This is a genomic window from Rhizobium glycinendophyticum (assembly GCF_006443685.1).
In the GTDB taxonomy this organism is placed as follows: Bacteria; Pseudomonadota; Alphaproteobacteria; order Rhizobiales; family Rhizobiaceae; genus Allorhizobium; species Allorhizobium glycinendophyticum.
This window is the reverse complement of the sequence record NZ_VFYP01000001.1, coordinates 2,694,175-2,713,917: the sequence shown is the minus strand read 5'-3', so window position 1 is coordinate 2,713,917 and position 19,743 is coordinate 2,694,175. Positions and strand designations below refer to the sequence as shown.

The window sequence follows — 19,743 nt, the reverse complement described above, 5'->3', positions numbered from 1 at the left end:
GAGCGGTACGGCCGCTCATTCCTTCGCCTTTGCCGGCAGCTGTTCCACCGCTAGCCCGGCATTGCGCCAAGCCGAAAAACCGCCTTCGAGATGGCAGACATTCTCAAGTCCCATCTCAAGCGCCGTCTTCGTCGCCAAGGCCGAGCGCCAGCCGCTGGCGCAGAAAAAGAGGAAGAGCTTGTCGTCCGCGAAAATGGGCTTGTGATAGGGGCTTTCCGGATCGATCCAGAATTCGAGCATGCCGCGCGGACAGGAGAAGGCGTGAGCAATCGTGCCTTCGCGCTCGCGCTCACGTGGGTCGCGCAGATCGACGAAGACGACGTTGCTCGCGCCGTGCAACCTGGCCGCTTCCGATACGTTCACGGCCTCCACGAGTGCATCGGCTTCCGCCAGAAGGTCCTTGTAGCCCTTGCGCATGCCAGCCTCCCGATCATGTCTCGTGGAGCCCGTGCCAATATGGCTCCTCATCGCCGCCCTATCATAGACTTCGCGCGCGCTTGCGCAAAGCACTCAGCCGAACAGATCCGTCAGCAGATAAAACGTGGCGGAGATCAGGGCTGCGGCGGGCAGCGTGACGATCCAGGCGATGACGATGTTGCCGGCGAGGCCCCAGCGAACCGCCGTTGCGCGGCGCGCTGCCCCCACACCGACGATGGCGCCGGTGATGGTGTGGGTCGTCGAGACCGGGATGCCGAGCCAGGTGGCGGCAAAGAGGGTGATCGCTCCGCCGGTCTCGGCGCAGAAGCCCTGCATCGGGTTGAGCCTTGTGATCTTCGACCCCATGGTGTGCACGATGCGCCAGCCACCGAAGAGGGTGCCGATCGCCATGGCCGACTGACAGGAAATGACCACCCAGAAGGGCACGTGGAATTCCGGACCGAGATAACCCTGACTGAATAGCAGGACGGCGATGATGCCCATGGTCTTTTGCGCGTCGTTGCCGCCATGTCCGAGAGAATACAGCGAGGCCGAGATGAACTGCAGAATGCGGAAGGTATTATCGACTGCGAAGGGTGTCTGTCGCACGAAAACCCAGGAGACGATCAGCACCAGAACGAGTGCAAGCAAAAACCCGATCATCGGGGACAGGAAGATCGCGAGCACCGTCTTCGACAGGCCCGAAAAGACGATTGCACTGAAGCCGACCTTCGCCAGACCCGCACCGACCAGGCCGCCGACGAGGGCATGCGAGGAGGAAGACGGTATGCCGAAGATCCAGGTGACGATGTTCCAGATGATCGCGCCCATCAGGGCCGCGAAGATCACGGCCGGCGAGACGATGGCGGGGTCGATGATGCCCTTGCCGAGCGTTTCGGCGACATGCAATCCGAAGAACATAAAGGCGATGAAATTGAAGAAGGCCGCCCAGACCACCGCGTATTGCGGCTTGAGCACCCGCGTCGAGACGATTGTTGCGATCGAGTTTGCAGCATCGTGCAGACCGTTCAGAAAGTCGAAGAAGAGCGCAACGCCGATCAGGGCGACCAGCAGCGGGAAGGCCAGCGTCGCTTCCATCAGACGTTCTCGATCACGATGCCGCTGATTTCGTTGGCGACGTCCTCGAAACGGTCGAGAACTTTCTCCAGTTCGCCGTAGATTTCGGTCCCGATGAGATAGGCCATGGCGTTGCCGCTGTCGCGATGAATGCGGTAGAGCGCCTTCAGGCCCTGGTCGTGCAGTTCATCCGAGCGGCCCTCTACGCGCGTCACCTCCTCGGCAATCTGTGTCAGGCGCTGGTGGTTCTGGCCGATCTTGTCGAGCAGCGGGATGGCTTCGGCGATGAGCCGCGCTGCTTCGACAACAGCGCGACCCATTTCCTGCATGCGTGGGTCGAATTCGGTCTGCTCGTACAGGCGAACCGTCTTCACCGTCTTGTGCATCATGTCGATCGCATCGTCCATCGACTGGATGAGATCCTTGATGTCGCCCCGGTCAAAGGGCGTGATGAAGCTGCGGCGCACGGCCTGGAGAACATCACGCGTGATGTTGTCCGCCTGGTCTTCCAGCGTGACGATAAGCGCGCAATTGGTCTCCACATCCTTGCCATCAAGCAGTGCGCTCAGCGCCTCGGCGGCGCCGACCACCTTCTTTGCATGGGCAGCGAACATGTCGAAGAAGCGGTCTTCGCGCGGGAGCATTTTACGAAACAGGCTGAGCATGGGTTCCGGACCCTTTCACGGAAATGTCATGCGGCTGTCATAAAAGGCCGGACCGGCAAAGGAAACCGTCCGGCGTGCCGGACATGCGGGTTTTTTCGCATTCCCTGGGGATGACCGACAAAAAAAGGCGACCGTTGCCGGCCGCCTTCGTCGTTTTCGGTGCTCGTGCCTTATTCGGCCGAAACCGTCTTGCCGCCTTCCCACTTGTAGACGGCGAAGCTCTGGGAGGTAAGGTCGCCGGTTTCACCATAGGTCAGCTTGCCGATGGCGGTCGGGATTTCCGAGCCGTCCTTCAGGGCTGTCGCGACCGCTTCGGCATCTTCGGCGCTGCCGGCCTTGGCGATGCCGGCGGCGATCACTTCGACCGCGGCATAGGCGTTGAGGGTGAAGGCTTCGGCGGGGATGTTCTTCGCCTGCAGGGCGGCGACGGCGGCCTTGCTGTCTTCGTTCTTCAGCGCATCGGCGGCGTTGGTGAAGATCGTGCCTTCGGCAGCGTCGCCACCGATCGTCACATATTCATTGTTCGACAGACCGTCACCGGCGATCAGCTGGGCCTTCAGGCCGGAATCCTGCATCTGGCGCACGAGCAGGCCGGCTTCCGGGTGGTAGCCGCCGAAATAGATGACTTCGACGCCTTCCGACTTCAGACGCGTCACGAGGGCGCCAAAGTCCTTTTCGCCCGCGGTCAGCGAATCCTTGAAGACTTCGGTCACGCCGCCGGCATTGAGCGCTGCCTTGAAGGCATCCGCCAGACCCTTGCCGTACTGGCCCTTGTCGTCGAGGATGGCGATCTTCTTGTCCTTGTAGGCTGACAGCACAAACTTAGCAGCGACATCGGCCTGCTGGTCGTCGCGGCCGCAGGTGCGCAACACCGTGGTCAGCCCACGGGCAGTCAGATCCGGTGCGGTCGCGGTCGGGGTGACCATCAGCACGCCGTTTTCGGCGAGAACGCTTGAGGCCGGGACGGCGACACCCGAGGTGACGGGGCCGACGACGAAACGCACGCCTTCACCGACGAGCTGGTTGGCAGCCGACACGCCCTGCTTGGGTTCGGCGGCATCGTCGGCGATCTTCAAGCTCAGCTGTTCGCCGTTGACGCCGCCCTTCTTGTTGATTTCCTCAACAGCCGTTTCGGCGCCGTTCTTGACCTGGGCGCCGACGGCGGCCAGCGGGCCGGTGAGCGGCGCCATCAGACCGAGCACAATTTCGGCACGGGCTGCAGGTGCGGTGGCAATCAGGGCGGCGAGGGCCGCACTGGCGAGATATTGAAATTTCATGTCCGTCTCCTTGGGTCGGCGCGACCGATCTGTGTCAGCTTCAACGCCATGAGGGTTCTTTTGTTGCTCCCCGGCTCGTCTTTAGACAAATTCGGGAAGCGGCAAAAGCCCGACCAAAGGGGTGCGATGTCACACCACAGGTTTCTGCGGGAAACAGCGCAAGTTCGCCTCAGACGATCAGAACGCGGCCGGTCGTGTCCTTTTCGTCGGCCTCGAAGCCTGCCTTGGCGGCGGCGGCGTCCTGCTCCTTGCGCAGCGCCAGCTCGGCCATGGCGATCTGCTGCAGTTCGAACAGATCATTGCTGATCTGGGCGCGGCGGGCGGCGAGTCGCGCTTCGTCGACGCGGTTTTGAGGCGTCGGCTGGGGCATGGGTTCGCCAGCATCCGCCGGTACGGTCGTGGATGAAGTGTCTTTGCCGAACAAACGCTTGAAGAGGTCGACCACGGATTTCCTCCCGGGACCTGACCCGGTCAGATCGCCCCGGACCTGATGTCGGAGGCGGAGACGGCCGGGGCTGCTAAAGTCGTCGGTCGGGCCCTCGCGGTCATCTGCGTCGGGATCGAACGTGCGATTCTCTCAACAATAAGGGAAGGGGGCGGCCGGAACAAGCTGGGCGGAACCGAGGCCGCAAGCTTTGGGCAAGGCATGAAAAAAGCGGCCACGTGGGCCGCTTCTTCCGGGATCAACCGAGACGAGGCTCAGATGTTGTTCATCAGCACCTTGCGCAGCTTGTCGAAGAGTTCGTCGATCTCAGCGTGCGAGATGATCAGCGGCGGCGACAGCGCGATGATGTCGCCGGTGGTGCGGATCAAGAGGCCGTCATTATAGGCGTTGAGGAAGGCGTTGAAGGCGCGCTTGGTCGGTTCGCCGTCGATCGGTTTCAGCTCGATCGCGCCGATCAGGCCGAGGTTTCGGATGTCGATCACATTCGGGCAATCGCGTAGAGAGTGCAGCTTCTCTTCCCAGTAAGGCGCAATCTCGGCGGCGCGGGTGAGCAAGCCCTCTTCCTTGTAGGTGTCGAGCGTCCCGAGGGCTGCGGCCGAGGCGATCGGGTTCCCCGAGTAGGTATAGCCGTGGAAGAACTCGATCATGTGCTCGGGTCCGGCCATGAAGGCGTCATGAATTTCGGCCGTCACGAAGACTGCCCCCATCGGGATAACCCCATTGGTCAGGCCCTTGGCGGTGACCATGATATCCGGCTTCACGTCGAAATATTGTGCGGCGAAGGGCGCGCCGAGGCGGCCGAAACCGGTGATGACTTCATCGAAGATCAACAGGATGCCGTGTTTGGTGCAGATCTCGCGCAGACGCTGCAGATAGCCCTTCGGCGGGATCAGCACGCCGGTGGAGCCGGAGACCGGCTCGACGATGACGGCGGCAATGGTCGAGGCGTCATGCAGCGTGACGATACGTTCCAGCTCGTCGGCGAGATCGCCGCCGTGCTCGGGCATGCCCTTGGTGAAGGCATTCTGGGCCGGCAGGTGAGTGTGCGGCATGTGGTCGACGCCGGTGAGCAGCGTGCCGAACATCTTACGGTTGGAGACGATGCCGCCAACGGAGATGCCGCCGAAATTGACGCCGTGATAGCCGCGCTCGCGACCGATCAGGCGGGTGCGCGACCCTTGCCCCTTCACGCGCTGATAGGCGAGCGCCACCTTGAGCGCCGTCTCGACCGATTCCGAACCGGAATTGGTGTAGAGCACGTGCGCCATGTTGTCGGGCGCGAGATCGATCAGGCGGTTCGCCAGTTCAAAAGCCTTGGGATGGCCGAGCTGGAAGGCCGGCGCATAATCGAGTTCGCCGGCCTGTTCGCGAATCGCTTCGGTGATCTTCGGGCGGCAGTGGCCGGCGTTGACACACCAGAGGCCTGCGGTGCCGTCGAGCACCTGGCGGCCGTCATGGGTGGTATAGTGCATGTCCTTGGCGCCGACGAAGAGGCGCGGCTCCTTCTTGTACTGGCGGTTCGCGGTGAACGGCATCCAGAAGGCGCGCAGGTCGTTCGGCGTGGAATTGAGGCGGTTCGACATCGTGTTCTCCATGGCCCTTTCGGTCGCGGGCGGCCATTCTCCCGGCCATCGGCTCTGTCGCCGCGGCTGTCGTTTGCGCCGTCACGTTAGCAGGGCGAGAAGCATGGTCAAGCCACCGCGGGCCGCATCAACAAAGGTCATGGATCAGGCAGTTTGCTTGATGAAGCCGACGTTGACGAGGAGGATCCGGGCGTCTTCGGCGATGAGGGCGCAGAGCCGCAGCAGGAAAGCCCCGCTCTTGATGACAGCGCCTCGGGAGGCGACGTGATGATCTGATCATTCGGCATCAATGAGAAAACCCCGGCGCTGTCGCGGCCGGGGCTTCTGAAGATCAGATGTCGTGTTGCCGTGGCACAGCCTAACGGTACCGCACCGATCGTCGAGAGATCAGGTGTGGCTCCTCCCAAGGCCATTGGGCGGGCTTTGGCAGCGCTGTCATCAGGCGGCAGTTTTGCTCGCCGCGACGGGTGCGCAGTAGATGCTTTCCAGCGTCGAAAGGATCTTGATGACCGATTCAGACGTCGAGGAGTAGTAGATGGTCTGGGCGTCGCGGCGGGTCTTCACCAGCTTCTGCGCGCGCAGCTTGGACAGGTGCTGGGACAGAGCCGACTGGCTCAGGCCCACCTGGGCCGCCAGAACGCCAACCGGGACTTCACCCTCAACAAGGCTGCAGAGGATCATCAGACGCTTCGGGTTTGCCATGGCGGACAGCAAGCCGGCAGCAACGGTTGATTGTTCAGACAAAGCTTTGGTTTTCATCGGTTCAACTTTCCTTGGTCGAGCGCCTTGGGGGAGGGGCAGTCGTAAAAAATCCGTGCCTTAGATATGCCGTCAAGTTTATCGATCACAACAAAATTGTATATGCCTAAATTTAAGGTACTGCGTATTCTGATTTAGGTAACTCTAATTCGAGTTTGGATTTTTCTGTGACGGGCGTCACAAATTCGTGCCTAATCAGCATGTCTTTGAAATTAATGTCTAATCCATGCGAATCAATCCCACAAACAGCCCAGTCTCCGCTGGGGCCGTGATGAATTTTGGTGGCAATCCGGCTCGCCAGGTCTGGGTCTCGTACCCCTAAATCTCGTATGAGGCTCTGCTGATCCTCCCAAAAATTGTCAGTGGGAATCGGGATCAGAAAGTCCTCTTTGCCCAAATGATAGGCGCGCCCGAAGCCCCCGTTCAGGCTTGCCCGTTCAGGAACAAGGCGGAAAAAGCGGAAATCGGGAAAGTCGATATAGAGCTGCGATTTTGGATGGCGGGCGAGAAAGCGGAAGCGCAGGCGGGTGTGTGATGAACTGTCGCGTTCGACGCTTTCGGCCAGGCATTGCAGCGTCAGTCGTGGATGGGCGAGCGGATCGCCCTTGGCCGGTTCCCCTGTGAGCAGCGAGGCACGGGGATCGGCGAGCAGTGCCGTGGTATGGGCCGACAGGTTGGAAACCAGGATGACGGCGGCGCCATCGATATCGGTGCCGAGCAATACGCGGCTGACCGACGGGAAACCCGTTTCCGGGTCGATAACCCCGATTGCGGCAAAGCGCGCGCCGCGCAGCAAAATGCGCGCCTGACGGCGCGCATCGTCGTCGGTGTCACGAATCACCTTCGGTTTGTCGTTCATGTCCTCGTCTCCGGCATCCGCCCCTTGGTCTTGCGGATGTCAGGCCGGGCGTCAGGCCTTGCGACGGTGTTTGGTCAGGCCACTCACCACATCCTGGGCGTTGATGGTGCCGATGACGACGCCATTGTCAACGACGCCGATCGTGCCGGGTTGCCGTGCCAGCGCATCGAGCACGTCGACCAGCGGGGTGCGCGGGGCCGTCGTGCCGGTCACTTGACCCTGTTCGCCGGTTACGCCGTCGCGCATCACGTCGGCCGCCGTCAGCATGTTGATCGGGTTCATGTTCTGCACAAAGTCAGCGACATACTGGTTGGTGGGGTTCTGCACGATCTCCTGCGGCGTGCCGCACTGGATGATACGCCCGCCTTCCATGATGGCGATGCGGTTGCCGATGCGGAAGGCCTCGTCGAGGTCATGGCTGACGAAGAGGATCGTCTTCTTCAGGCGCGCCTGGAACTCCAGCAATTCGTCCTGCAAACGGGTGCGGATCAGCGGGTCGAGCGCCGAGAAGGGTTCGTCCATCAACAGGATCGGCGCGCCGGTGGCAAAGGCACGGGCAAGGCCGACGCGTTGCTGCATGCCGCCTGACAGTTCCTGCACCTTGCGATCGGCCCATTTCGACAGGTTGACCAGCTCAAGCTGGGTGGCCACTGTCTTCTCGCGCTCGGCATCCGGCACGCCGGCGAGTTCGAGACCGAAACCGACATTTTCGGCGACCGTGCGCCAGGGGAGCAGGCCGAACTGCTGGAAAACCATGGACACCGTATGCATGCGCAGGTCGCGCAAAACGTTGGCCGAGGCCTTGTAGGGATCGACGAAGCCGGCATCCGTCTTGACGCCGACATTGCCGCGCACCACGGGCGCAAGACCGTTGACGGCGCGCAGCAGGGTGGACTTTCCGGAGCCGGACAGGCCCATCAGAACGAGGATTTCACCTTCCTGGACCGCAAGCGAGGCGCCGGCCACACCGAGCACCAGGCCGGTTTCCGCGCCGATCTCGTCGCGGGTCTTGCCCTTGTCGACCATGTCCAGGGCACGCTGAGGATTGTCCCCGAAGACGATGTCGACATTGCCGAAGATTACTGCGTCGCTCATGCGTCGTCTCCCATGCCGGGGATGCGGAAGATCCGGTCGAGAATGATGGCGAGGATGACGATGCAGAGACCTGCCTCGAAACCACGGGCGATGTTGACGGTGTTGAGCGCCCGGACAACGGGAACGCCGAGGCCGCTTGCGCCAACCAGCGCCGCGATCACGACCATCGAAAGCGACAGCATGATCGTCTGGGTAAGGCCTGCCATGATCTGCGGCGTGGCGAAGGGCAGTTCCACCTTGCGCAGCACTTGGGAGGGCGTTGCGCCGAAGGCAACGGCGGCTTCGACCAGGGATGGCGGGGTGGAGATAATGCCGAGGCGCGTGAGGCGGATCGGGGCGGGGATGGCGAAGATGACTGTCGCGATCAGACCCGGCACCATGCCGAGGCCAAACAGGATGAGCGCCGGGATGAGGTAGACGAAGGTGGGGATGGTCTGCATGAGGTCGAGTACGGGGCGCACAGCCGTGTAGAGCCAGGGACGGCGGGCGCAGGCGATGCCGACGGGAACGCCGATCACCATCGATACACCGGCTGCGGCCAATACCAGCGCCAGCGTCTCCATGGTCTCCTTCCAATAGCCCTGGTTGTAGATCAGAAGCAGGCCGAGGAAAGTGAAGATCACAACGCCGATCGACCGGCGCATGAACCAGGCAAAGAGCGAAAACAGCGCGATCATCAAGAGCGGATAAAAGGGCTCAAGCGCGGTCGCTTTCAGGAACGGGCCCTGCAGGACGAACAGCATCGCATTGATCGAGGCGCTGAGGATGGTGGCGATCAGATCGAACAGCACGTCGAGATTGGTGGTCAACCAGTCGACAAAACTCTTCGAGAGAGCCCCGATGGGCAACTTGTAGTCGGTCAGAAAATTCATGGATGTCCCCGAGCAGGCTCAATTGTATTGCCTGGAGACCGCGCGAAAGGCTCCCCCTCCTTTCGCGCGGTTCCCTAGTCGACGGACTGCGGTCAGAGGCCGAGGGCCGCCTTCACTGCCGGGAGGCCTTCGGCGCCGTCTTTGGTGGTGACGCCGGCAAGCCAGGGGTCGATCACGGCCGGGTTGGCTTTCAGCCAGTCGGTCGCTGCGGCTTCGGCGTCGGCGCCGTCATTGAGGATCTTGCCCATGATCTCGTTTTCCATCTGGAGCGAGAACTTGAGGTTGGTGACGAACTTGCCGACATTCGGGCATTCGGTGGTGTAGCCGGCCCGGGTGTTGGTGAAGATGGTGGCGCCGCCGAAGTTCGGTCCGAAGACATCATCGCCGCCCGAGAGATAGGTCAGCTTGAAGTTGGCGTTCATCGGATGCGGTTCCCAGCCGAGGAAGACGACCGGTTCGCCATCCTTTTCGGCACGGGCCACCTGGGCCAGCATGCCCTGTTCGGAGGATTCGACCACTTCAAACTTGCCGAGGTCGAACTTGTTGGCGTCGATCATGTCGAGGATCAGGCGGTTGCCGTCATTGCCCGGCTCGATGCCGTAGATCTTGCCGCCCAGCGCATCGGCGTTCTTGGCGATATCGGCAAAATCCTTGATGCCGAGTTCGGCGCCCTTGGCATTGGTGGCGAGCGTGTATTTCGCGCCTTCAAGGTTCGGGCCGAAGATTTCGACCGACTTGTCGTCGCGATAGGGAGCAAGGTCACCTTCCATGGTCGGCATCCAGTTGCCGAGGAAGACATCGATGTCCTTGTTTTTCAGAGAGGAATAGGTGACCGGAACGGAGAGCACCGTGGTGGTCGGCTCGTAGCCGAGCGCTTTCAGGATGACAGAGGCGGTGGCCGTCGTCGCCGTGATGTCGGTCCAGCCGACGTCGGAGAAGCGAACCGTGGAGCAGCTCTCGGCTTCTGCGGCCGCGAGCGGCATGGCGGAGAGTGCCAGCAGCGAAACGGTGGCAACGAGGGTGCGGCGACAGGCGAGGAAATTATGCATTATAGGCTCCCGTTTTTTAATTAAGTTCCCAAGTCAACAATCAATACCGAAGAATTGCAAGGATGCCCGTGCGTTTGCGCCGCGGCATGCCCCCCGTTTGCGACCTCCATGCCCATGATACGTCGCAATACGACGACCATGTCGCGAATGTTAAAAAAACGTCGCTCTCCTGAGGCGCGTCAATGCGCGCCGTTGCCCTGTCGTGCGAACGGGTATCTTGATGGGCGGCGCCTCAGGCGCTTTTCGAATAGGTTCAAGAGGAGTCCCGATGAAGACGTCTTCCATGCTCATGCTTTTGTCCTCGCTTGCCCTCCCGCTCCCGGCGCTGGCCGAGGGCGACCCGGTCGCCGGCGCCAAGGCCTTCAAGGTCTGTTCCGCCTGTCACATCGCGACCGAAGCCAAGAACAAGGTCGGCCCAACGCTGCAGGGCGTCGTCGGTCGTCCGGTGGCCTCGATCGCCGATTACAAATACTCCACCGCCATGACCGAATTCGGCCAGGGCAAAGTGTGGGACGAGGCTCTGCTGACGGAATATCTCAAGGCTCCCAAGGCGGTGGTCAAGGGCACAAAGATGGCCTTTGCTGGCGTGAAAAAGGACGATGATCTCGCCAACATCATCGCCTATCTCAAGGACCCGGCCGCCGGCGGCCAGTAAAGGCTGCGGTTCGCCCCTGGATTGCGACAGCCACGGAACGGCTGTCGCATTTCTCTGCCATAGCCCCTTGTGTTGCCCGGCGCGCCATCCATATCGAATGAGCGGGCGCATTGTGCGAAGCATCGCTTCCGCCGGGTGAGAATCCCGCTATGCTGGCAGTGGAGAGGTCGGCGATCGCCGGCAGGAGAGACAGGGGACGACATGGCGACTTTGCAATCCTTCGACAGCGACATCGAGAAGACACGGCAGATCGTGGCCGAGATGCGCGGCAAGATCGAACAGTCGGGCAGCGTTCTCGACACGCTGGCCAAGAGCGACAGCAAGCTCACCGACCCTAACTTCGATATCGAGAATGCCCGGATTTCCGATGTCCTCAACCAGCAGAAGGTGATGGAGGCGAATATCGCCGACCTGATCATCGGGCTGGAGGACGCGACCAATGTCTTCGGCTCCGAATTCGAGAGCATGAAGAGCTTTTCCGGCATGGAAAAATTCATCGGCATCTTTTCGAAGCAGAAGGCGCAGCGGATGCGCACCGAGCGCGTGCGCAACATGTCGCTCGCCGGCAATCTGCAGGAACTGCTCGCCAAATCCGACAGCATTGTCGGCATCCTGAAGGAGCAGAAATCGGTTCTCGACGAGCGCTACAAGAGCTCCGAGGCGAGCCTCATCCAGGTGATCGAGCGGCGCAAGCAGACGATCGCCAATCTGGAGGAAACCCAGAAGCGCATCGAACAGCTCAACCCGGCGCTGCTCGACATCGAAAACAAGATCGCCGCGTCCACCGATACCGGTGAGCGCACCGATCTCGAAGCCGAACGTTCGAGGCTCGCCACCGAATACAATCAGGCCCAGGCCCGCGAACAGGAGCTCCTGGCCGAAAGCCAGACGCTGGAACGCTATACCTCGATGTTCCAGACCTTCGTCGACAGCCTCAACAACCAGATTGCCGCGCAGAACACGCTGATCAACAAGCTGACCATCGATACCGAGCAGCGCATCGTGCTCTACAAGGCGCTGGAGGATTCGCTGAAGACCGCCGCCCAGCAGGAGGTCGCCCACCGGATCAATACGCTCGGCAGCCAGGTCGACACCGCCGCGGAAGAGACCATGGCCGGCATCGGCGCTGCCGCCCAGCGCCATATCGGCGATCTCCTGGAACTGCACGAGAAGAACATGCTGTCGACGCAGGACATCCAGCGGCGCAAGAAGCTCGCCGACGAGGCTTTCGCCCGGCGCTTCCAGGGCGTGCTCGACAAGCACAACGCGGCCAATTACGTGAAGCCGTGATGACGGGATGCTACCGGCTCGGGGGCCAGCCTTGAACGTCATCGATCGCAACAGCGCCGTTACGTCCTATTTCGCCACCATCTCGGCGGCGCTCGCCGGGCTTGAGCTGTTTTTCGGCCAACCGGAGCGGCGCATCCTTCAGAACGGGCCGTCGGGGCTGCACCTGCTGCCCTATCTCGACCGGCTGCGCAATTCCTTTGCCTCCTGGCGCAACCGGGTGGCTTTCAGCGAACAGTTCCGGATCTCGCGGGCGGAAAGCGGCCTTCCGGTGTACCAGAATGTGCTGGAGCTGGAAAACGACCGGGCGGGCGCGACCCAGCGGCTGGCGGCGATCCCGGCGGCTCCGGCACTGCGCGAGGAAATGGTCGATTTCATCCTGCGGCAGAAAGAGTTTCCGGCCGCCCTGCAGCGGCAGATGGCGGAACGGCTCTATCTGGAGCAGGTGAGTGCCGGCGAGGTGTTCTCGCCCTTCGTGTTGCCGACCACGGTCGCCGTCAGCGTCAATCCGCAGACGAAACGTCCAAGTTGCCTCGTCTCCTGGGCAGCCTTCGACGGGACCAGCACGTTGCCGATGATCTATCTCGCGACCATCGAGGACTCGTCCGAAGGCGTGACGAAGATCCTGGTGACACCGGATGGCCGGCTCGACGAGACGGTCGAGATCCCGCTGCCGGTCGGCGGGCTGCTCAATCCGGAGCTCGCCCGCAGCTTCGACGATTTCTGCGCCAAGAACTCGGCCTTCTCGCTGACACCCGCAACGATTGCCACCAATCTGGACCGGGATTTTCCGACACTGCATCCGAAATCAATCCGGCGCGTCGTGCTCGGGCCGCTCTATTCGACGGGGATCACCGAGAACACGGGCCGGGTGAACGAGATTCTGAGCCGCGTGCGCAAGCCGGAAAACGCCTGGGTGATGACCTGGACGGTGCAGGAAGTGTTTTCCAAGCGCGAGCAGCCGGCAACCAAAGGCTTTTTCTCCTCGACGCCGGCGATCCAGGAATTCCATATCGAGACGCATGATCTCGAGGCCGCGCGCATGGGTGTTTCGGCTTACGAGAAACACGCGCTGGTGCCGCATGACGCCTATCAGGCCCTCTATGCCGCCGGCGAGGTGGCCGCCGTCTTCGGCAATTACAAGGTTCACGTCATTTCCGGCGACCAGATCGTCAGCGAGGTCTAAGAGATGAGCGAATTGACGGCCGGGCTCACCACGCTGCACGAGGCGGATATCGCCAAACATCTCGTTGTCGCCCAGGGGCTGGTCACGCGCTTCGTCATGCTGGATGCCGGCGGCGGCGGCAGCGACGGGGCGGCACTCGCCGGGACGAGCCGCCGCTTCGTTTCGACGGTGTCGACCGGGTCCGTGCGCAAGACCCGCGAGGTGGAGCTGACAAAAACGATCCAGGCGAGCGGGCAGGGCGATCCGCTCCTGACGCCTGCCCAGCACACGGTGCTTTATCGTGTCCGGCGCGGAGCACAGGTGGCGCTGGCGGTCACCGATGTGTTCGCCCGGCAGACCGAGCTCGAAAGCCTGCAGGCCCGCAATATCACTGCCCCCTTGCAGGGCGAGGAGGCTGCGCGGTTCAAGGGGCTTCTGGCATCGGCATCCTATATCTCGGCCTTCGCTTTCTCCGCCTATCTGCTGTCGACAATTGCGGGCGAGAGCGCTCAGCTCGACGGGCAGCGCGAGCCGGATTTCCTGTTCGATACTGCCCAGGATGCGCTCAAAAGCCTGGTCGGCGGGCTGGATGCGGCCCTGCATGGGGCCGGCGACGACGCGACCGTGATCGGCCGCACCCGTGCCTTCGCCGAACTGGCTCTGCAGGGGCTATTGACCCGCAAGGCGCGCTTCGAGCATCTCGGTGCCTTCGAGAACGCCCATATCCGCGTCGATCAGGACGATTTCACACTCGACGGTTTCGACGCCGTGCCGAGCGCCAAGTCCAAGCCGCTCACGATGAGCTTCAAGAAGCCGGAAGAAATCATCGGCAATCACATCGCCAAGTATCAGGCGCTGAAGCTTGCCAAGATGCTGATGGCCTATGATTTCGACCGGCAGATGAACCCCTTCGTCGAGCTCGGCGGCTTCCTCTTCACCTTCATCGGCGACGGCATGCCGGGCACGGGCAAGACGATCCTGATCCAGATGCTGGCAGGTCTCCTGAACGACTACTGCAAGATGGCGGGTTATGCCTTCCACTACGAGAATTTCGGCGTCGACCAGATCTCGTCCTATCAGGGCAAGTCGGGCCAGAATGCCAAGAGCTTCGTCAACAACGTGCTCAATCCGCGCGTCATCGGTTTCGGCACGATCGACGATGTCGACCAGGTGACGGCCAAGCGCTCGGACGACCGGGCGTCATCTGGTCAGCACGAGGTCACTGCGGTGCTGATGGAGAGCTTTGCCGGTGCTTCGACTGTGGTCCGGGGCAATGCCACCTTCGGCATGTTCTCCAACTATCCCGAGAATGTCGACGATGCGCTGCGCCAGCGCGCCGGCGCCCGCTGGCTGGTCGACGGGCCGCAGACGCGCGAGGACTATATCGACATCTTCTCGCTGCTCGTCGGCAAGAACCACTCTATCCCGCTCGGAGACCACCAGCTGTTTGCCGGCCAGGAGATCCAGAAGGCCGTTAGCCGCTCCTATGGCGAGCACGACCGGCCAAAGGAGGACGGGCTCGTGGCCGTCTGGGAGCGCTACGAGACGGAGAACGGCAAGATCCAGACGCTCGCCGATGTCGGCGGCTATCTGCATGCGATCAAGCTCGCCGAGCCGCGATTCACCGGTCGTGCGATCAAGAACATCACCGATGCGATCAAGATGAGGGCGATGGATGTCGAACTGCCCGACGCCTGGTTCGAAAAGCCTGACGCTTTCGTCCACAAGAGCTACGACGAGAAGAAGGCGATGATCGCGGAGCTGCGTGGTCCCGTGACGATGGAGATGATCTGCCAAGAGATCAACCGCTACGCCGACAGCGAATTCCGCTATGCCGACAAGTCGGACGAGGCTGCGGTGGAGGAGATTGTCAGGCGGGAACGGCAGCGGGAGCGGGCGATCGGGGAGATCGAGCGCTTGAAGGGGGAGGGGATGTGGTGAAATTCGCTATTTGCGAATTTGGTTGTCGGGATCGGGGTTGAGGATTAGGATGTGCCGGACATTGTCTACAGCAAGGATGCCATACGGACCTTGAACCGGATGCCGGCGAACGAAGCGCGACGTATCCGGTCCAAGGTTCTCCAGTATGCTACCGACCCGGCTTCACTCGCTAACAATGTCAAGAAGTTGCGTGACAGCCGCTATCATCGCCTTCGGGTCGGTGACTGGCGGGTGATCTTTCGTGAAGACGGAACCGTCGTTGACGTGGTGCGTGTCGCCGCTCGCGGTGAAGCCTATGAGGGAGAACTCTGATGACGATCGCATCATCATTCACTGCGCCGGATGGCGAAGAGATGATCGTGCTCAGCCGCAAGAACTACGAGGCGCTGATTCAACGCATCGAGGATTTGGAAGACAGCCTCACAATCGCGGATTTCGAACGCAAGCTTGCGGCCGGCGAGGAAGAACTGATCCCTGCCGAGTACGTCAATCGTATGAGTGAAGGCGAAAGCCCGATCCGTGTGTGGCGCAATTTTCGTGGTATGGCGGCCAAAGACCTCGCTGCCGCCGCCGGAATCAGCACCGCTTATCTATCAGAAATCGAAACCGGCAAGAAGGATGGCAGTGTTGCTACGCTTAAGGCTATCGCCGATGTCTTGAAACTCGACCTCGACGACCTTTACTGGCGGCACGAGGACAGGAAGGTCGCAGATACCGCATGAACCGCCTCCTCGAAGCCGAACTCATCTACGGTCGCCTCCTCACCATCCGCGAGCCGCATCTGATCGCCCGTTACAACAAGGCGCTCAAAGGCTTCGGCCTGCCGGAAACCAAGCTTGCCGAATTCGACATCGACATCACCGGGTTTTCGCCGCAGGTGGCGACGGAGTTCGGTGACCCCGACTATCTCGATCCGCAGAAGGTCAATCGTCGTTTTATCATCCTGACGCCGGAGCAGAATGATCTGCCGGTCGTGCATACGAGCTTCTCCAATACGGCCGGCCTGATGCACGAGTTCTTTGCGGCCAATGCCCGCGCCATTCACGCGATCACGCTGAAGGATGCGCTTTACGGAGAGATCGAGGATTCGGTTGCCGAGGTGAAGACGCTTGAAGACCTCTTGTCGATCAACGAGGTGAAATTTCGCGTGCTTTCGGCCGAAGACCTGCTCGGCAAAGCCGGTGAACTGCGCCAGCTCTGCGATCAGTTGCTCACCAGCCAGGATGCCTGGCGCGGCGATACAATGCTCAACCGCATGGTCGAGCTATCGCGCCAGACCGGCGACATCCGGCAAAACACGCTGGTGCCGGACAAGGTGATCTTTCGCCACGACGCCTTCTGGGCGGATCATTTCAGCGGCGTCTTCGTCTTTACCGACGATAAGCAGGCAACGGTGATCTGTGACCCGGAGGCCCCGGGTTTCCGGCGCTCGCGGCCTTGGCAGGTCAGTTATATCTCCATCAAAGACCGGGCGCAGATCTTTGATTTTCTCGCCCGCACCGGCCGCATCGAGCTGCCGCGGGCAAGCTGGGTAGAGGCCTCGGGCCTGCTCGCGCACCGGGCGGAGATGGTGCTGCTGTCGGTTGCTGCGGCCCAGCTGCCACTGCCGGATCTGTCGCGGGTGGACGTGGTCTGGCAGCAGACGTTCCAGCACACCCATGGGCGGGCGATTGCCGAACACGGCGTCTATCCTTTCCTGCAGGAGGCGATGCGGATGCTGGCGCGGTCCGGCACGCTCAGCCTTGCCGATTTCGATCCGAGGCTTCGCCACTGGCTTGTCCGTGCCCAGCCGGGGCATGCCGACCAGTGGCTGACCAACCGGCTGATTGCGCATCTGACGCCCGAAGACTTCGTCTCCCGCTTCGTCTTCGACAAGCAGGGTTTCTACCGCGACTACCAGTCCTATCCTTCGCCTTATGGCGATTATGTTGTATCCCGCCTGACGCAGACCTATCTGCAGGACAAGGCCCAGTTTCGCAGACGCCTCTACGGCATAGGAGATGACCATGCTTGATCCGATCATCGCGTTCTTCCAGCGCGTCTTTGCAGCGATCGGCCGCGGCGTCGGGTTGGTGGTTGCCTGGCTGCTCTGGCCGTTTCTCGCCGCCCATGGCTGGTACCGCGACCGTACATGGATCATCAAGGGACCGATCCTCGGCATCCTCGTGCTGCTGATCCTCGCCTATGGCCAGTTCTTCTATCGCACCCAGATCTGGAACGGCTTCGACCCGGCTTTCGTGACGAGCTACAAGCTCGACACGCGAACGGTACCTGCGGGTGCGGCAATCCCGGACCAGGCCAATCGTTGCCAGGATTCGGCCATCGTCACGCTCGCCGCCGCTCTCACCGATCAGAATGTCAACCAGAACACCTGGATATCGTCGACGCTTCTCTACAAGCTCGGCTTCTTCGGCATCGATTGGGACAACACGCCCTTCTTCGACAACAAGGCCTCTTTCCAGCGCGGCGTGAATCAGGTGGTGCGGCGCACCGCCATCCAGCTTGCCGACAACCTTGGCCGCGTTCGCGGAACATCCGGCATCAACAACGATCTGCAGAATGCGCGCGGCAATATCCAGTTTGACGAAGGCACCTGGTATTTCGGCGTCGATCCCTTCGGCTTCAAGACGCCCACCCCGAGCTATTATCGCGCAGCCGTGGACAGCTGGAACCGCTTCAACACGTCACTTGCCAGTTGCGATGCCGTCTTCGACAGCCGGGCCGATAACCTGCTACAGCTTCTCGACGGCATGGCAAGTGATCTCGGCAATACCTCTGACATTCTTCGCCGCCGCTCGGAGGAGTTCAATGCTGGCTGGTTCGATACCCGCGCCGACGACCGCTACTGGTTCGCCTTCGGCCAGCTCTATGCACAATATGCGCTCTTGAAAGCTGCCCATGCCGATTTCGGCGATGTGATCCGTGAGCGCAACCTCACTGCCATCTGGGCCGAGATGGATCGTCAGTTGCAGGGTGCCCTGAAGATCCAGCCGGCGATCATCTCGAATGGCAGCGAAGATGGCTGGATCATGCCAACCCATCTGACCACCATGGGCTTCTACACGCTGCGGGTACGCTCCAACATGGTAGAGATCCGGGCAATTCTCGATCGTTGATGGCAGGTTCCTCTTCAAAGCAAAAGGCCCGATCGGCTAGATCGGGCCTTTTGCTTTTCAAAGGCTTGGCACGGTCAGCTGATGATCTTCATCCGGATGGCCTTGGCGACCAGCTGGGTGCGGTTGACGCAATCGAGCTTGCGGATGGCATTGGTCATATAGGCGTTTACCGTGTGGTCGGAGAGCGACAGGATCTGGCCGATCTCCAGCGAGGTCTTGCCCTGCGCGGTCCAGCGCAGCACTTCCAGTTCGCGCGCTGACAGAACATTGACGTTGCTGGTCGTGCGGCGCAGCCGGTCGAACACGTCGAAGGCCTGGGTCGTCAGCATGGACAATTCATTGATGTCCTGCTGCGGCAGGGGTGTCCGGCTGCCGTCGTAGCGGACCACGTAGCGGGTCCCGTCGATGGCGGTCAGCGAAAACAGAATGCCGGAGAGCAGGTCGTGCTTGCGCATCAGCTCGGCGAGCGGCAAAGGGCACTCGAAATCCGGGCTGTGGCCATCGGGACCCAGCCACCAGGTGGCGTGCATGATCGTGCGGGTGATATGCGGCACCGTCGGGCAGTAGCGCAGGAAACCCTGACGGTCGAATTCGCGGCAGTAGTCGACGGGAAGCGTGGTTTCGCGCACCAGCGGCCCGAAAATCTTGTCCTGAGCCGTCGGGGCCGTGGCTAGGGTCACATGCTCGAGACCGTATCCGCGCGCCGCCTGCTTCCAGCATTCCAACAGATCCGCACGGCTTTGGCAGCTCCCGATTTCCTGGCTCAAGAGCGTCTGTCGTTGTGGCAGCATTTTTCTTGTTTCGAAAGTTGAGAACTAACTGTAAGTTTGAACAATTATATCAGTCAGAACGAAAAGCTAGCGCTTTTTCGGCCCTGACCACCATTAATATGACTAATTCCTGAGCGGTGCCACTCAAAATAGCAGGTGCCCGTTACCTCCATATTCATACCGGCAGGGCAGAGCCCGCCTTTACCTCCTCCATCACTGCATAGGTATGGGTCTCGCGGACTCCAGGAAGCGGCAGAATCACCTCTGACAGGAATTGCCGATAGGCATCCATGCCTGCGACTCGCGCCTTGACCAGATAGTCGAAGCCGCCGGCCACCATATGGCATTCCATCACGTCGTCCGAGCGTTTGACCGCCGCCGCGAACGTGTCGAAAACGTCCGCCGTCGTCCGATCCAGTTTCACCTCTATGAAGACCAACAGGTTGCGGCCGAGCTTCTGTGGCGACAGGATCGCGGCGTAGCCGGTAATATAGCCCTCCCGCGTCAATCGCCGCACCCGTTCAGCGGTCGCCGTCGGGGACAGATTTACTCGCTCGGCAAGCTCGATATTGGTCAGGCGTCCCTCGGTCTGAAGCGCGCGGAGAATCTTGCGATCAAGACGATCGATTTCCTTGCTCATCTCTCTACGAAACTCCATCTTGGTAGTGTTTGTTGCGGAAATTTGACTGAAGAATAGCGGGAAATCCTGCA

Annotated in this window: 22 protein-coding genes; 9 read left to right on the top strand and 13 right to left on the bottom strand. The window is 61.2% G+C overall.

The genetic code is table 11. The features are described from left to right. Positions 1-15 precede the first annotated feature (15 nt). The 6 genes from FJQ55_RS13255 to aptA form a co-directional block, all read right to left on the bottom strand. A complete protein-coding gene (locus FJQ55_RS13255) occupies positions 16-417 on the bottom strand; it encodes a rhodanese-like domain-containing protein (protein WP_140828525.1) in 402 nt (133 codons plus the stop codon). Positions 418-510: 93 nt separating this feature from the next. Beyond that, a complete protein-coding gene (locus FJQ55_RS13250; protein ID WP_140828523.1) occupies positions 511-1,515 on the bottom strand; it encodes an inorganic phosphate transporter in 1,005 nt (334 codons plus the stop codon). Further along, entirely contained in the window at positions 1,515-2,159 is a 645-nt protein-coding gene (locus tag FJQ55_RS13245) for a DUF47 domain-containing protein (RefSeq protein ID WP_140828522.1), read from the bottom strand. Before FJQ55_RS13245 ends, FJQ55_RS13250 begins: the two co-directional genes overlap by 1 nt. 170 nt (positions 2,160-2,329) lie before the next feature. Next, positions 2,330-3,436 (bottom strand): branched-chain amino acid ABC transporter substrate-binding protein, encoded by a 1,107-nt coding sequence (locus FJQ55_RS13240; RefSeq protein ID WP_140828520.1) that lies wholly within the window; start codon positions 3,434-3,436, stop codon positions 2,330-2,332. A 169-nt stretch (positions 3,437-3,605) separates the two neighbouring features. Further along, positions 3,606-3,881 carry a hypothetical protein gene (locus FJQ55_RS13235; protein ID WP_140828519.1) on the bottom strand — a complete coding sequence of 92 codons (276 nt, stop codon included), beginning with the start codon at positions 3,879-3,881 and terminating at the stop codon, positions 3,606-3,608. Positions 3,882-4,135: 254 nt separating this feature from the next. Continuing rightward, positions 4,136-5,464: an omega-aminotransferase AptA gene (gene aptA / locus FJQ55_RS13230; RefSeq protein WP_140828517.1), complete on the bottom strand. Its 1,329-nt coding sequence runs from the start codon at positions 5,462-5,464 to the stop codon at positions 4,136-4,138. A gap of 153 nt (positions 5,465-5,617) precedes the next feature. On the opposite strand from aptA, the gene FJQ55_RS23890 reads away from it, so the two are divergent. After that, positions 5,618-5,740, top strand: coding sequence for a hypothetical protein (locus FJQ55_RS23890; RefSeq protein ID WP_281285487.1), 123 nt, complete (start codon positions 5,618-5,620; stop codon positions 5,738-5,740). Positions 5,741-5,902: 162 nt separating this feature from the next. Here the strand turns inward: FJQ55_RS23890 and FJQ55_RS13225 are convergent, their stop codons facing one another. The 5 genes from FJQ55_RS13225 to FJQ55_RS13205 form a co-directional block, all read right to left on the bottom strand. Then, positions 5,903-6,223 (bottom strand): ArsR/SmtB family transcription factor, encoded by a 321-nt coding sequence (locus FJQ55_RS13225; protein ID WP_140828515.1) that lies wholly within the window; start codon positions 6,221-6,223, stop codon positions 5,903-5,905. 112 nt (positions 6,224-6,335) lie between these two features. Next, a complete protein-coding gene (locus FJQ55_RS13220) occupies positions 6,336-7,082 on the bottom strand; it encodes a HugZ family pyridoxamine 5'-phosphate oxidase (protein ID WP_140828514.1) in 747 nt (248 codons plus the stop codon). Between the two features lie 51 nt (positions 7,083-7,133). Then, complete coding sequence (choV, locus tag FJQ55_RS13215) at positions 7,134-8,177, bottom strand: choline ABC transporter ATP-binding protein (RefSeq protein ID WP_140828512.1); 1,044 nt, start codon at positions 8,175-8,177, stop codon at positions 7,134-7,136. Further along, a complete protein-coding gene (choW, locus tag FJQ55_RS13210) occupies positions 8,174-9,049 on the bottom strand; it encodes a choline ABC transporter permease subunit (protein ID WP_140828510.1) in 876 nt (291 codons plus the stop codon). Before choW ends, choV begins: the two co-directional genes overlap by 4 nt. A gap of 92 nt (positions 9,050-9,141) precedes the next feature. Beyond that, a complete protein-coding gene (locus FJQ55_RS13205) occupies positions 9,142-10,032 on the bottom strand; it encodes a choline ABC transporter substrate-binding protein (RefSeq protein WP_246085147.1) in 891 nt (296 codons plus the stop codon). A gap of 334 nt (positions 10,033-10,366) precedes the next feature. Here FJQ55_RS13205 and FJQ55_RS13200 point away from each other — a divergent pair, with 334 nt between their 5' ends. The 8 genes from FJQ55_RS13200 to FJQ55_RS13165 all read left to right on the top strand — a co-directional run bounded on the left by FJQ55_RS13200 (position 10,367) and on the right by FJQ55_RS13165 (position 18,262). After that, positions 10,367-10,753, top strand: a complete 387-nt coding sequence (locus FJQ55_RS13200; RefSeq protein ID WP_140828508.1) for a c-type cytochrome — start codon at positions 10,367-10,369, stop codon at positions 10,751-10,753. A gap of 201 nt (positions 10,754-10,954) precedes the next feature. Next, positions 10,955-12,043, top strand: a complete 1,089-nt coding sequence (locus FJQ55_RS13195) for a hypothetical protein (protein ID WP_140828506.1) — start codon at positions 10,955-10,957, stop codon at positions 12,041-12,043. 31 nt (positions 12,044-12,074) lie between these two features. Further along, on the top strand, positions 12,075-13,226 hold the full coding sequence (locus FJQ55_RS13190) for a hypothetical protein (RefSeq protein ID WP_246085098.1): 1,152 nt from the start codon (positions 12,075-12,077) through the stop codon (positions 13,224-13,226). Positions 13,227-13,229: 3 nt separating this feature from the next. Next, positions 13,230-15,146: an AAA family ATPase gene (locus FJQ55_RS13185; RefSeq protein WP_140828504.1), complete on the top strand. Its 1,917-nt coding sequence runs from the start codon at positions 13,230-13,232 to the stop codon at positions 15,144-15,146. 51 nt (positions 15,147-15,197) lie between these two features. Then, entirely contained in the window at positions 15,198-15,458 is a 261-nt protein-coding gene (locus FJQ55_RS13180; protein ID WP_140828502.1) for a type II toxin-antitoxin system RelE family toxin, read from the top strand. Continuing rightward, positions 15,458-15,868 (top strand): helix-turn-helix domain-containing protein, encoded by a 411-nt coding sequence (locus tag FJQ55_RS13175; RefSeq protein WP_140828501.1) that lies wholly within the window; start codon positions 15,458-15,460, stop codon positions 15,866-15,868. Before FJQ55_RS13180 ends, FJQ55_RS13175 begins: the two co-directional genes overlap by 1 nt. Then, positions 15,865-17,160 (top strand): DUF6638 family protein, encoded by a 1,296-nt coding sequence (locus tag FJQ55_RS13170; protein WP_140828500.1) that lies wholly within the window; start codon positions 15,865-15,867, stop codon positions 17,158-17,160. Before FJQ55_RS13175 ends, FJQ55_RS13170 begins: the two co-directional genes overlap by 4 nt. Beyond that, entirely contained in the window at positions 17,153-18,262 is a 1,110-nt protein-coding gene (locus tag FJQ55_RS13165) for a DUF2333 family protein (protein WP_140828498.1), read from the top strand. The genes FJQ55_RS13170 and FJQ55_RS13165 overlap by 8 nt, the downstream gene beginning before the upstream one ends. A 74-nt stretch (positions 18,263-18,336) precedes the next feature. On the opposite strand, the gene FJQ55_RS13160 is transcribed toward FJQ55_RS13165, so the two are convergent. Together FJQ55_RS13160 and FJQ55_RS13155 are read right to left on the bottom strand one after the other, a co-directional pair. Then, the gene (locus FJQ55_RS13160) at positions 18,337-19,053 is read right to left on the bottom strand and encodes a LuxR family transcriptional regulator (protein WP_246085097.1); all 717 of its coding nucleotides are present in this window, start codon (positions 19,051-19,053) and stop codon (positions 18,337-18,339) included. 154 nt (positions 19,054-19,207) lie between these two features. Further along, on the bottom strand, positions 19,208-19,672 hold the full coding sequence (locus tag FJQ55_RS13155; RefSeq protein ID WP_140828497.1) for an Lrp/AsnC ligand binding domain-containing protein: 465 nt from the start codon (positions 19,670-19,672) through the stop codon (positions 19,208-19,210). Positions 19,673-19,743 lie beyond the last annotated feature (71 nt).